The following is a 12,761-nucleotide window of genomic DNA, read 5'->3' as shown; positions in this document are numbered from 1 at the left end:
CAAAGACTTCGGACGATCAGGCGCCCGAGGTGAACAGGCCGGTGGCCTCGCCCGCTGCGGCGCGGGTGCCCTTGGGCGCGGCGCCCGAGGTGAACATTTCCACGGCGTCGCCGCGGATCGCGTCGCTTGCGGTCGGTGCGGCGCCGGAGGTGAACATCTCGACCGCATCGCCCTGCGACGCCTCGGAGGTCACCGGTGCGGCACCCGACGTGAAAAGCTCCACCGCGTCGCCGCTGGCGGTTTCCGACTGCGCCGGGGCGGCACCGGAGGTGAAGAGCGCGACGGCCTCACCGGTCATGGTGGCGCTGCCCATCGGCGCGGCGCCCGAGGTGAAGAGACCGGTGGCCTCGCCGGTCGCGGCGGAACCCGTCACCGGAGCGGCACCGGAGGTGAACATCTCCAGCGCGTCGCCGGTCATCGTTTCGCTGCCCATGGGCGCGGCGCCCGAGGTGAACATCGCGCAGCCGTCGCCGCCGAACAGATCCGCGCCGAGCGCGTCAACGGATTCTTCAGTGATTGCATGCTTGAGTTGAGCGGACATCTGGAAACCCCTGTGAGAAAAAGCCGATTTTGGCGTTGAAGTTCGTGCCATTTGGCCGTTTCAGGGTTTCCGCCAATGCGTGTTTCTGGCAATATGCTTTCTTGCATAGGTTGAATAATACACGATTTATGCACATGAAGGACCGCCGCTAGCCGGCCCGAAAAGTTGAAAATTCTGATTTCTCCACAGGAAAATATTTTCTGTGGATGAATTTCTGCGTCCGCTGAAAACCTGCGAATCGCCGGGTTTTTCGCTCGAATCGCCGCCGTCAAACGGGCTGCGGGCTTGCCCCTGAAGGGCGACTGGGCGATAGCTGGATCAACACAGCGGAGGGCCCAATGAAGATCGCCAGCTTCAACATCAACGGCGTCAAGGCACGCATCGCGGCCCTGAGCGACTGGCTCGACGAGGCCCAGCCCGATGTGGCGCTGCTCCAGGAGATCAAATCCGTCGACGAGGCCTTCCCCCGCGAGCATTTCGAAGAGCGCGGCTATCAGGTCGAAACCCACGGTCAGAAAGGCTTCAACGGCGTCGCGATCCTGTCGAAACTGCCGCTGGAGGACGTCACGCGCGGCCTGCCCGGCGATGACGAGGACGAGCAGGCGCGCTGGATCGAGGCGACGGTTGTGGGCGACACCCACGCGCTGCGGCTCTGCGGGCTTTACCTGCCCAACGGCAACCCGGCGCCGGGGCCGAAATACGACTACAAGCTCGCCTGGATGGAACGCATGGAGGCCCGCGCCCGCGCCCTGCTGGCCGAGGAGATGCCGTTTCTCATGGCCGGCGATTACAACGTGATTCCGCAGGCAGAGGACGCGGCGAAACCCGAGGCCTGGGAAGAGGATGCGCTCTACCTGCCGCAGACCCGCGCCGCCTTCCGCCGGATCCTCAACCTGGGCTTCACCGAGGCGTTCCGGACCCGCCACCCCGGCCCCGGGCACTACTCGTTCTGGGATTACCAGGCAGGCGCCTGGCAGCGCAACAATGGCATCCGCATCGACCATGTGCTGCTGTCGCCGCAGGCCGCAGACCTGATGACCGATGTGCAGATCGACCGCGAGATCCGGGGCCGCGAAAAACCCTCCGACCACGTCCCGGTCTGGGTCGATCTGGCCTGCTGACCTGCGGCGCATGCTTGCGCCTGTGCGGCATGGGGCTTACATCTGTCGCACAGGACACTGAACAGCGGAGTATCGCCATATGGCCATCGAAGCGACGGAGATCGAGCAGCTGATCCGGGCCGCCTTTCCCGATGCGAAGATCACCATCACCGACCTTGCGGGGGACAGCAATCACTACGCTGCCGAGGTGATCGACGAGAGCTTTCGTGGCAAGAACCGCGTTCAGCAGCAGCGCGCGGTCTATGCCGCGCTGAAGGGCAAGATGGACGGCAATAACGGCGCGCTGCACGCGCTGGCGCTGACCACCAAGGCGCCGGAGTGATGACAGAGCCAAGCGGCCTGCTCGGCGTAACCACATGGTGCGCGGATCTGGCCGGCTTCATGAGACACGGCTCGCGATACTGGCGGGCCAGGCGCGCGAATGAGCGGCGCCTCGTAAGGAGAACACGATGACCGACGCGAAGACGACGATCGACGACACGGTGAAAGCCAATGATGTGGTGCTGTTCATGAAAGGCACCAAGACCCAGCCGCAATGCGGCTTTTCCAGCCGCGTAGCGGGCGTGCTGAACTACATGGGGGTGGATTTCCTCGATGTGAACGTGCTGGCCGACGATGCGATCCGCCAGGGCATCAAGGACTATTCCGACTGGCCGACCATCCCGCAGCTTTATGTAAAGGGCGAATTCGTCGGCGGCTGCGACATCATCACCGAAATGACCCTGTCGGGCGAGCTCGACCAGCTCCTCGAAACCAGCGGCGTGACCTACAACAAGGACGCCGCCGAGAAGATCCGCGAAGCGAACGCCTGAGGGCGCACCCTGCCCCGGCGATCAGGAAAAGCAGCCCACGGGCTGCTTTTTTCCGTTTCGGGATGCGGTTAGCGTTGGGCGCGGGTATTTCGGAATATCCCGAAACGACAGGGAAAGGCGCTGGAATGCCGGAGATCGAGATTCGCGACGCCCGTACTGCGGAGGAGCTGGCAGCGGTACGCAGGCTTTGCCTGGATTACCGCCGACACCTCGCCGAGCACGACCCGATGGGCCGCGTGCTGGTCGACAGCTTCTATCCCGAAGCGGCCTATGCCGAAACGCTGGACCGGCTGCCCGAGGGCCATGACGCGGTGCTGCTGGCGCTGGCAGGGGGCAAGCCAGTGGGCTGCGCCATGTCGCATGCGCTGGAAGATGGCAGCTGCGAGATCAAGCGGGTCTATGTCTCCCCCGAGGGGCGTGGCCGGGGCGCCGCCCGCGCGCTTGTGCAGGAGCTGCTGACACGCGCCAGGGCACGCGGCCAGAGCCGCGCCCTGCTCGACACGATGAAGACGCTGCACGCGGCCCGCGCGCTCTATACCGCCATGGGGTTTCACGAACGTGGACCCTACGCGACCTACGCGCCGGGCGAGGCCGAAGAGCTGTGCTTCTTCGAGATACCGCTGAGCTGAAACACGAAAGGCGCGCCCAACCGGCGCGCCCTCAATCAACTCAGCCCTGCTTCGGATATCCCCGAAAGACCGAAGCTCAGCTATTCGGATCCTGATAGACCCCCTGCTCCTTCAGCGCGTCCATGACCTCTTTCGGCATATAGGTCTCGTCATGCTTGGCGAGGATCTCCGAGGCGTTGAACACCCCGTCCACATAGCGCCCGGTGCCCACCATGCCCTGGTTTTCCGAGAAGAGATCCGGCAGCACGCCGGCAAAGACCACCGGCACCGTGGCGCCGCCATCGGTCACGTTGAAGCGGATCTCGTGCCCGTCGCCACGAATGAGCGAGCCGCCTTCCACCAGACCGCCGATGCGGAAGGTCTCGTTCGGCGAGGGCGGCTCTTCCATCACCTGGCTGGGCGAGCGAAAGAAATTGATGCCGTCGCGCATCGCATAGCCGATCAGCGCGGTGGAGATCACCAGCGCGACGGCGGCGAGCGCAACCACCTGGATGCGGCGCTGTTTCTTAAGCGATTTGAGCGACATGGTGCCTCCTCCTACCCGAGTTCGCCGCGGATGTTCATCAGCTTACACTATATGGCATTCAAAAGCCCGGATGTAAGTGCGTCAGATCAAATTGCGGCGCCCTGACGCGGGCGCTCAGGCCGCCTCGAAACTGATTTCACGGCGCAGGAAGCGCGTCGCATGGCCCGAGACCTTGCGCGGGTCGCCTGTGGTGAGAAAGCGCGTCTCGCTGCCCGAGCCCAGCATGTCGGGATGGCGCTGGAGATAATCCGCCAGCGACTCGGCCACCAGATTGGCCTGCGAATAGACCGAGACCTCCGGCCCCAGCGCGTCCTGAAAGATATCCTGCATCAGCGGGTAATGCGTGCAGCCGAGAATCGCCGCCTCCGGCGTCGGCATCTTGCGCTTGAGCGCGTCCACATGGGAACGCACCAGCGCCTCGGCGAGGATCATGTCGCCCTCTTCGATGGCATCGACAAGCCCGCCGCAGGCCTGCGCCTCGACATCCACGCCGATGGCACGGAAGGCCAGCTCGCGCTGAAAGGCGCGGCTGCGCACGGTGGCGGGCGTGGCGAACAGCGCCACATGCTGCACCCCCACCTCGCGCGGCGGCGAGTTGTCGCCCCATTGCCGTTCGGTCATCGCCTCGATCAGCGGCACAAAGACCCCCAGCACGCGCTTGTCGCGGGGGATCCAGCTCTCCTGCATGCGGCGCAGCGCGGCGGCAGAGGCGGTGTTGCAGGCGAGGATCACCAGATCGCAGCCCGCCTCCCAGATCCGCTCCACCGCGGCGGTGGTGAGGTTGTAGATGTCGTCGGCGTCGCGCACGCCATAAGGCGCATTGGCGGTGTCGGCGAAATAGACGAAAGGCACCTCGGGCAGCCGCTCGGCCACCGCGTCGAGCACCGTCAGCCCGCCCAGTCCGGAATCGAACACACCTACCGCCATCTGCCTGTCTCCGCCTCGCGCGCCGCGCGAGTCGCGCGGCGCTGTTTTGCTCTTAGGCAGGTTGTGCCGGAAAATCCATTCCGACGGAAGCCGCAGACCTATTCGGCGGCCTGCGCGAGCGGTGCCCCGCCCTGACGGATCGCCGCGAGCAGTTCCTCGCGGCGCTTGGCGGCCTGCTGCTGGTTCTTCTCCTTCACCGGGCCGAAGCCCCGGATCGACATCGGCAGCTCGGCCAGCGCGACGGTGGCGTCGAGCGTCTCGGGCGTGACCCTGGGCAGCACCTCGGCCATATCGGCCTCGTATTCCGCGATCAGCGCGCGCTCCATCTTGCGCTCCGCCGTGCGCCCGAAGGGATCGAGCGGCGTGCCGCGCAGCCCTTTGAGCTTTGCCAGCACACGGAAGCCGCGCAGCATGCCCTCGCCATAGCGCTTCTTGACCGGACGGCCGTCGGGGCCGGTCTTGGACAGCATCGGCGGCGCCAGGTGGAAGGACATCTTGAACCCATCCTCAAAGGTCGCGAGCGCCTTGTCATGGGTCTCCAGATGAAGCCGCGCCACCTCGTACTCGTCCTTGTAGGCGAGCAGCTTGTGATAGCCCTTGGCCAGCGCCTCGCGCAGGCGCGTGTCCTCGACCTGATCGAGCATCCGGCGATAGCGCCTGGCCAGCCGCTTGCCCTGATAGGCGATGAGGTGGTTTTCGCGGAAGGCAATCTTTTCGTCGAGCGTTTTGGGCTTGTCGACGACATTCGGCGTCAGCAGACGCGCCGCATCCTCCGGATGCAGTGTCGCCCAGCGGCCGATCTCGAAGGCACGCAGGTTCTTCTCCACCGCCGCACCGTTCAGCTCTACAGCCTTCGCGATGGCATCATGCGGCACCGGCACCAGCCCCCGCTGCCAGGCGGCACCGAGGATCATCATGTTGGAAAAGATCGAATCGCCCAGCGTCGCGCGCGCCAGCTCGCTGGCGTCGAAAAGCTGCACCCGGTCCTGCATCCGCGCCTCGAGCGCCAGCTTCAGCCGGTCGGAGGGCAGCGCGAACTCGGTGTTGCGAGTGAAATCGCCGGTGATGATCTCGTGGCTGTTCACCACCGCGCCGGTGCGGCCCGCGCGGGTCAGACCGAGCGTCTTGGCGCCAGCGCTCACCACCAGATCGCCACCGATCAGCGCATCGGCCTCGCCGATGGCCACGCGCACCGCCGAGATATCCTCGGGGCGATTGGCCAGCCGCAGGTGGATATGCACCGCGCCGCCCTTCTGAGCGAGCCCGGCCATTTCCATCATGCCGGCGCCGAGCCCGGCGATCTGCGCCGCCTGCGCCAGCACCGCGCCGATGGTCACCACGCCGGTGCCGCCGACGCCGGTGATCACCACGTTATGAGTGCCGTCGATCTCGGGAAGCTGCGGCGCGGGCATGTCGGGCAGCTCGAGCGCGGTGGTCGCCGCCTTGCGGATCTTGGCCCCTTCCAGCGTCACGAAGCTCGGGCAGAAGCCTTTCAGGCAGGAGAAATCCTTGTTGCAGCTCGACTGGTCGATGGCCCGCTTGCGGCCAAGCTCGGTCTCTTCCGGCACGATGGCGACGCAGTTCGACTGCACGCCGCAATCGCCGCAGCCCTCACAGACATCGGTGTTGATGAACACGCGCTGGTCGGGATCGGGGAACTTGCCGCGCTTGCGGCGGCGGCGCTTTTCGGCGGCGCAGGTCTGGACATAGACGATGGCCGAAACGCCCTCGATCTCGGCAAAGCGCTTCTGCACCGTATCCATCTCGGCGCGCTCGTGTTTCTCGATGCCCTTGGGAAAGGCGTCGAGCTCGATCTCTTCCTTCTCGTCATAGACCAGGGCGACGTGTTTCACCCCCATCGCCAGCAGTTCTTCGGTGATCTGCTGCGCGCTCAGCCCGCCCTCGTTCTGCTGACCGCCGGTCATGGCGACCGCGTCGTTGAAGAGGATCTTGTAGGTGATGCTGGTGCCCGCCGCGACGGCGGCGCGAATGGCCTGAATCCCCGAGTGATTGTAGGTGCCGTCGCCGATATTCTGGAAGACATGCTTGGTGGTCGAGAACGGCGCTTCGCCGATCCAGTTGGCGCCCTCGCCGCCCATATGGGTGAAACCGGTGGTCTCGCGGTCCATCCACTGCACCATGTAATGACAGCCGATCCCGGCATAGCCGCGGCTGCCGTCGGGCAGCTTGGTGGAGGTGTTGTGCGGGCAGCCGGAACAGAAATAGGGCAGCCGCGCCGCGATATCCTCGGCATTGTCGGATTTGCGCGCCTCGGCAAGCGACCGGAGCGCCGCCTTGATGCCATCGGTGCCGCGCCCCTCCTCGATCAGGATGTCGCCGAGCCGTTCGGCGATCATGATCGGATCGAGCGCCGCCTTGGTCTGGAACAGCTCCGGCCCGTGCATTGAGCCCGCGCCGCCGCCCTTGTGCCAGCCCCAGACGCGACGGCCCCGGCGGTCGTCAAAGATCGCCTCCTTGACCTGCACCTCGATGAGCTTGCGCTTTTCCTCGACCACGACGATCAGGTCGAGCCCCTCGGCCCAGTCGTGGAAGCCCTTCATATCGAGCGGAAACACCTGCCCGACCTTGTAGGTGGTGATGCCAAGCCGCTCGGCCTCGGCCTCGTCGATGCCCAGCAGCGCCAGCGCGTGTTCGAGATCGAGCCAGTTCTTGCCCGCCGCGACAAAGCCGATCTTCGCCCCCGGCTTACCCCACATGCGCTTGTCCATGCGGTTGGCATGCGAAAACGCCTCTGCGGCAAAGCGCTTGTAGTCGATCATCCGCGCTTCCTGATCGTGCGGATTGTCGCCGAGCCGTATATTGAGCCCGCCCGGCGGCATGTCGAACTGCGGCAGCACAAGCGACATGCGGTCAGGGCGGCCGTCGATCACCGAGGTGGCCTCGACCGTGTCCTTCATGGTTTTGAGCCCGACCCAGAGGCCGGCAAAGCGCGACAGCGCATAGCCATAGACGCCGTAGTCGATGATCTCCTGCACGCCGGCGGGCGAGACCACCGGCATATAGGCATCAACCATCGCCCATTCCGACTGATGCAGCACGGTGGAGCTTTCGCCGGTATGGTCGTCGCCCATGGCCATGAGCACGCCGCCGTGTTTCGAGGTGCCCGCCATATTGGCGTGCCGCATCACGTCGCCGGAGCGGTCGATGCCCGGCCCCTTGCCGTACCAGAGCCCGAAGACCCCGTCATATTTGCCTTCGCCACGCAGTTCGGCCTGCTGCGCGCCCCATAGGGCGGTTGCGGCCAGGTCTTCGTTCAGACCTTCCTGAAAGACGATGTCGTTTTTCGTCAGATATTTGCCGGCACGCCTCATCTGCATGTCCACGGCGCCGAGGGGCGAGCCGCGATATCCGGTCACATATCCTGCTGTGTTGAGCCCTGCTGCGCGGTCGCGTGCCTTTTGTATCAGCATCAGCCGTACCAGCGCCTGGGTGCCATTCAGCAGCACCGGGCTTTTCTCCAGATCGAAGCGGTCTTCGAGCGAGATCTCTTGCTTGGTCATGTGCGCCTCCCAACGCTCATCCGATGGGCAGTATGATGCAAGAATAGGTCAATTAAGCTGACCATCACAGGGAAATTTTTGTGATTTCCCCCTGTTACGAAACCATAGGTTCCTATTAGTGCATTGTGTCGTATACAGGGCCCGCAATCGGGGAAAGTGACCGCCATGGACTGGGACAAGCTAAGAATCTTTCATGCCGTGGCCGATGCGGGCAGCCTGACGCATGCAGGCGATGCGCTGCATCTGTCGCAATCGGCCGTGTCGCGCCAGATCCGCTCGCTGGAGGAATCGCTGAACGCGACCCTGTTCCACCGCCACGCGCGGGGGCTGATTCTGACCGAACAGGGCGAGTTGCTGTTCGACGCCACCGCAGCGATGGTCAAGCGCATCGACGCCGCCACAGCGCGCATCCGCGACAGCGAGGAAGAGGTGTTCGGCGAGCTCAAGGTCACCACCACGCACGGGTTCGGCGTGCTGTGGCTGGCCCCGCGCCTGACCAAGCTCTACGAAAAATATCCCGATCTCAAGATCGACCTCATGCTGGAAGAGCGCGTACTCGACCTGCCCATGCGCGAGGCCGACGTGGCGATCCGCATGAAGGAGCCGAGCCAGGCGGATCTCATCCGCAAGCGGCTGATGTCGGTCAAGATGCGCATGTATGCCTCGCCGGACTACGTCGCCGATCACGGCGAGCCGCAGACACTGGACGAGCTGTCCGCGCATCGGCTGATCTGCCAGAATCCGGTCTCCGCCCAGGTCAGCGCCGGCAAGCTGCTGGTGCAGGAGCTGCTGACCTACGACATCCAGACCGCGCTGACGGTGAACAACTATTTCGGCGTGCTTCAGGCGGTGATCGCCAATCTCGGGATCGGCGTGCTGCCCGACTACATCATCGAGGACTTCCCCTCGATGATCCGGGTGCTGCCCGATGTCGAAAGCAACGAGGTGCCGGTATTCCTCGCCTATCCCGAAGAACTGCGCCATTCCAAGCGGGTATCGGCCTTCCGCGACTTCGTTCAGGACGAAATCTTCGCGCATCGCCGGCAACTTAGGGCAATGGGCGCAGACTGAATTCCCGTAAAAAGTGTGAGCCATGCGCCACACACATGCCGGGAATGCTGCGCCTGCGGCGTCTTATGCCTTGATCGACTCAGAACTGATAACATATTCGGCAGATGAAGCTTGAAGCGCCCTAGCGCGCATCATCTTCATACCTCCCTGTTGGACTTCGGCCGAGCTTTGTGCTCGGCCTTTTTTTTGGCCCTGCCTCCGGATTCGTGGGTAGTGTTTGCGGCAACATCAGGGGGAACGCATGACCGAGACCACGCCCAACACGGCACAGCAATCGTTCTGGAGTACCGGCCCCGGCCGGCACTGGGTGCGGCTGCACCGTGAGCTCGACATCCTGCATGACAGGCTCACCGGGCTCATCCTCGACGCCGCCGATCCGCAGCCGGGCGAGCGCGTGGTGGATATCGGCTGCGGCGCCGGCGCGGTGGCGATCGCGGCGGCGCAGCGTGTCGGACCCGAAGGCCATGTGCTGGGGCTCGATATCTCGGCGCCACTGGTCGATGTGGGGCGCGAACGGGCGGCGGAGCTGACGATCTGCGCGCCGGATTTCGTCGTCGCCGACGCGCAGGTCTGGGCGCATGAGGGCGCGCCCTTCGATCTCTGCGTCTCGCGCATGGGACTGATGTTCTTTGCCGATCCGGTGGCGGGCTTTGCCAATCTGCTGGCGCATCTGCGCCCCGGCGGGCGGCTGGTCTTTGCCGCCTGGGCGGCGGCGGAGCACAACGGCTGGTTCCGCATCGCCGCCGAGGAGGCGGCGGCTCGGCTCGGCCCCTCTGCCCCCGGCGATCCGCACGCCCCCGGCCCCACCGCCTTTGCCGAGCGCGCCCGGGTCGAGGCGCTGCTGGCGCATGCGGGTGCCGCGCGCATCCGCTCCGAAGAGGTCGCCACCACGCTGAGCATGCCCGGCGGTTCCGCCGAGGCGGCGGCTCTGGCGCGCCATATCGGCCCGGTGGCGGCGCAGCTGCGCAGCAAGGAGGGTAGCGAGGCCGACGCGCAGGCGATCCTCGCCGCCGTCGAGCGCCGCTTTGCCGAATACGACACGCCGGAGGGATGCGAAATTCCCGCACGCATCAACCTTTTCTCGGCGATCCGCCCCTGAGCGTCCGCGCCCCCTTCCCCCTGCGCCGGGCTTGGCTTAAAGAGCGCTCAAGTCTGCCAGAGGGGAAGCATCATGCAGGAACCGGCCATCACCGAAGAGCTGATCGAAGCGCACGGCATCAAGCCCGACGAATACGCGCGCATCCTGCAAATCCTCAACCGGGAGCCGACGTTCACCGAGCTTGGCATCTTCTCGGCCATGTGGAACGAGCATTGCTCCTACAAATCCTCCAAGATCCACCTCAAGACCCTGCCGACCACCGGCCCGCAGGTGATCTGCGGCCCCGGCGAGAATGCCGGCGTGGTCGATATCGGCGACGGTCAGGCGGTGGTCTTCAAGATGGAGAGCCACAACCACCCCTCCTATATCGAGCCCTATCAGGGCGCGGCCACCGGCGTGGGCGGCATCCTGCGCGACGTGTTCACCATGGGCGCCCGGCCCATCGCGGCGATGAACTCGCTCAGCTTCGGCGAAAAGGACCACCCCAAGACCCGGCGCCTGGTGCATGGCGTGGTCGAGGGCGTGGGCGGCTACGGCAACTGCTTCGGTGTGCCGACCGCCGGCGGCGAGGTGCGCTTTCACCCCGCCTATAACGGCAACTGCCTGGTCAACGCCTTTGCCGCGGGCCTCGCCGATACCGACAAGATTTTCTACTCGGCGGCCAGCGGCGTCGGCCGTCCCGTCGTCTATCTCGGCGCCAAGACCGGACGCGACGGCGTCGGCGGTGCCACCATGGCCTCGGCCGAGTTCGACGAGACCATCGAGGAAAAGCGCCCCACCGTTCAGGTCGGCGACCCGTTCACCGAAAAGCGCCTCATGGAGGCGACGCTGGAGCTGATGCAGACCGGCGCGGTGATCTCGATCCAGGACATGGGCGCTGCCGGGCTCACCTGCTCGGCGGTCGAGATGGGCGACAAGGGCGGCCTCGGCGTGCGGCTGGATCTGGAAAAGGTGCCGCAGCGCGAAGAGAACATGACCGCCTATGAGATGATGCTGTCGGAAAGCCAGGAGCGCATGCTCATGGTGCTCGACCCGTCGAAAGAGGCCGAGGCCAAGGCGGTGTTCGACAAGTGGGATCTGGATTTCGCCATCGTCGGCGAGACCATCGAGGAAGATCGCTTCCTGATCATGCACAATGGCGTCTGCATGGCCGACATGCCGCTGTCGCGTCTGTCCTCCTCCGCCCCGGAATACGACCGCCCGTGGGAGCCCTCCGAGCCCGCGACCGAGCTTGCCGAGGTGCCGCAGATCGACCCGGTGGACGGGCTGAAGGCGCTGATCTCGTCGCCGAACTACAGCTCGCGCGAATGGGTCTATGAGCAATATGACAGCCAGGTCATGGCCGACACGATGCGCATCCCCGGTTTCGGCTCGGGCGTGATCCGCGTGCATGGCACCGACAAGAAGCTGGCCTTCACCTCCGACGTGACGCCGCGCTACGTCAAGGCCAACCCGGTCGAGGGCGGCAAGCAGGCGGTGGCCGAGGCCTATCGCAACCTGAGCGCCGTCGGCGCCCTGCCGCTGGCCACCACCGACAACCTCAATTTCGGCAATCCGGAAAAACCCGAAATCATGGGCCAGTTCGTCGAGGCCCTGCGCGGCATCGGCGAGGCCTGCTCGGCGCTCGATATGCCGATCGTCTCGGGCAATGTCTCGCTCTATAACGAGACCGACGGCGAGGGCATCCTGCCCACCCCCACCATCGGCGCCGTCGGCCTCATCGCCGCCGATGAAGAGCCGATCCTGGGCTATGCGCGCGACGGCCATGTGGCGCTGCTCGTGGGCCGGACCGGCAGCCATCTCGGCCAGTCGGCGCTGCTTGCCGAGGTGTTCAACCGCGAAGAGGGCGACGCGCCCGCGGTGGATCTGGCCGAGGAGAAGCGCAACGGCGCATTCATCCGCGACAACCGCGACTGGATCAAGTGCTGCACCGATCTCAGCGATGGCGGGCTGGCGCTCGCCGCCTTCGAGATGGCCGAGGCCTCGGGCACCGGCGTGCAGCTCAGCAGCGCCGACACCGCCGAGCTCTTTGGCGAGGATCAGGGCCGCTATCTCGTCGCGTGCAGCTTCGATCAGGCCGAGGCGCTGATGATCGCCGCCGGGCGTGCCGGTGTCGAGATCCAGACCGTCGGCAGTTTCTCCGGCGACACGGTGAAATTCGGCAGCTCCGAAGCGCCTTTGTCCGATCTGTCGCATCTCTATCGCAGCAGTTTCGGAGCGCTTTTCGGCTGAGACACGCCGCGAGTCATGCGTGGCACGTGGCATTGCGGGAAAACCTGACTTCAAAAGTCACCATTTCCCTGAGGTAAAGCTTGAACTCTTATCCGCGCCGCGCGGATAAGCGGGCGTGAACGTGTCAATCGGTGGCCTCCGCCTGCACGCCGGCGATTTGCCACCGAGAGATCGGGATTGCGAAAATCGCCGGCGGGTCGTAGGCAGTATCTATGCCTCTGGGAGAAAGATCATTTCTCCTTTCTCGTAAAACGCGTTTCCGTTTTGTGTGCCGCGCGCTTG

The 12,761-nt window shown here is 65.0% G+C and carries 11 protein-coding genes; 7 read left to right on the top strand and 4 right to left on the bottom strand.

The genetic code is table 11. The features are described from left to right. Positions 1-16: 16 nt before the first annotated feature. Positions 17-541, bottom strand: a complete 525-nt coding sequence (locus tag Ga0080574_RS20090) for a DUF6749 family protein (RefSeq protein WP_076703673.1) — start codon at positions 539-541, stop codon at positions 17-19. Positions 542-879: 338 nt separating this feature from the next. On the opposite strand from Ga0080574_RS20090, the gene xth reads away from it, so the two are divergent. From xth to Ga0080574_RS20070, 4 genes are all read left to right on the top strand, one after another. Beyond that, positions 880-1,662, top strand: a complete 783-nt coding sequence (gene xth, locus Ga0080574_RS20085) for an exodeoxyribonuclease III (protein ID WP_076703671.1) — start codon at positions 880-882, stop codon at positions 1,660-1,662. 79 nt (positions 1,663-1,741) lie between these two features. Then, the gene (locus Ga0080574_RS20080; protein WP_076703669.1) at positions 1,742-1,984 is read left to right on the top strand and encodes a BolA/IbaG family iron-sulfur metabolism protein; all 243 of its coding nucleotides are present in this window, start codon (positions 1,742-1,744) and stop codon (positions 1,982-1,984) included. 127 nt (positions 1,985-2,111) lie between these two features. Further along, positions 2,112-2,474 (top strand): Grx4 family monothiol glutaredoxin, encoded by a 363-nt coding sequence (gene grxD, locus Ga0080574_RS20075; RefSeq protein ID WP_076703667.1) that lies wholly within the window; start codon positions 2,112-2,114, stop codon positions 2,472-2,474. Between the two features lie 125 nt (positions 2,475-2,599). Then, complete coding sequence (locus Ga0080574_RS20070) at positions 2,600-3,103, top strand: GNAT family N-acetyltransferase (RefSeq protein WP_076703665.1); 504 nt, start codon at positions 2,600-2,602, stop codon at positions 3,101-3,103. A 76-nt stretch (positions 3,104-3,179) separates the two neighbouring features. Here Ga0080574_RS20070 and ccmE read toward each other — a convergent pair whose 3' ends face one another. From ccmE to Ga0080574_RS20055, 3 genes are all read right to left on the bottom strand, one after another. Further along, on the bottom strand, positions 3,180-3,629 hold the full coding sequence (ccmE, locus tag Ga0080574_RS20065) for a cytochrome c maturation protein CcmE (RefSeq protein WP_076703663.1): 450 nt from the start codon (positions 3,627-3,629) through the stop codon (positions 3,180-3,182). Between the two features lie 114 nt (positions 3,630-3,743). Beyond that, entirely contained in the window at positions 3,744-4,556 is an 813-nt protein-coding gene (murI, locus tag Ga0080574_RS20060) for a glutamate racemase (RefSeq protein WP_076703661.1), read from the bottom strand. Between the two features lie 98 nt (positions 4,557-4,654). Continuing rightward, on the bottom strand, positions 4,655-8,077 hold the full coding sequence (locus Ga0080574_RS20055) for an indolepyruvate ferredoxin oxidoreductase family protein (RefSeq protein ID WP_076703659.1): 3,423 nt from the start codon (positions 8,075-8,077) through the stop codon (positions 4,655-4,657). A gap of 165 nt (positions 8,078-8,242) precedes the next feature. Between Ga0080574_RS20055 and Ga0080574_RS20050 the strand changes: the two genes are divergently transcribed. The 3 genes from Ga0080574_RS20050 to purL all read left to right on the top strand — a co-directional run bounded on the left by Ga0080574_RS20050 (position 8,243) and on the right by purL (position 12,479). Then, positions 8,243-9,148 carry a LysR family transcriptional regulator gene (locus tag Ga0080574_RS20050; protein ID WP_076703657.1) on the top strand — a complete coding sequence of 302 codons (906 nt, stop codon included), beginning with the start codon at positions 8,243-8,245 and terminating at the stop codon, positions 9,146-9,148. 241 nt (positions 9,149-9,389) lie between these two features. Further along, complete coding sequence (locus Ga0080574_RS20045; RefSeq protein WP_076703654.1) at positions 9,390-10,247, top strand: class I SAM-dependent methyltransferase; 858 nt, start codon at positions 9,390-9,392, stop codon at positions 10,245-10,247. 72 nt (positions 10,248-10,319) lie between these two features. Further along, positions 10,320-12,479, top strand: a complete 2,160-nt coding sequence (gene purL, locus Ga0080574_RS20040; protein WP_076703652.1) for a phosphoribosylformylglycinamidine synthase subunit PurL — start codon at positions 10,320-10,322, stop codon at positions 12,477-12,479. The last annotated feature ends 282 nt before the right edge of the window (positions 12,480-12,761 follow it).

Origin of the sequence: Salipiger abyssi (assembly GCF_001975705.1) — a bacterium.
Classification (GTDB): Bacteria; Pseudomonadota; Alphaproteobacteria; order Rhodobacterales; family Rhodobacteraceae; genus Salipiger; species Salipiger abyssi.
Note: the sequence above shows the minus strand (reverse complement) of the source record. Positions and strands in the feature narration are given on the sequence as shown.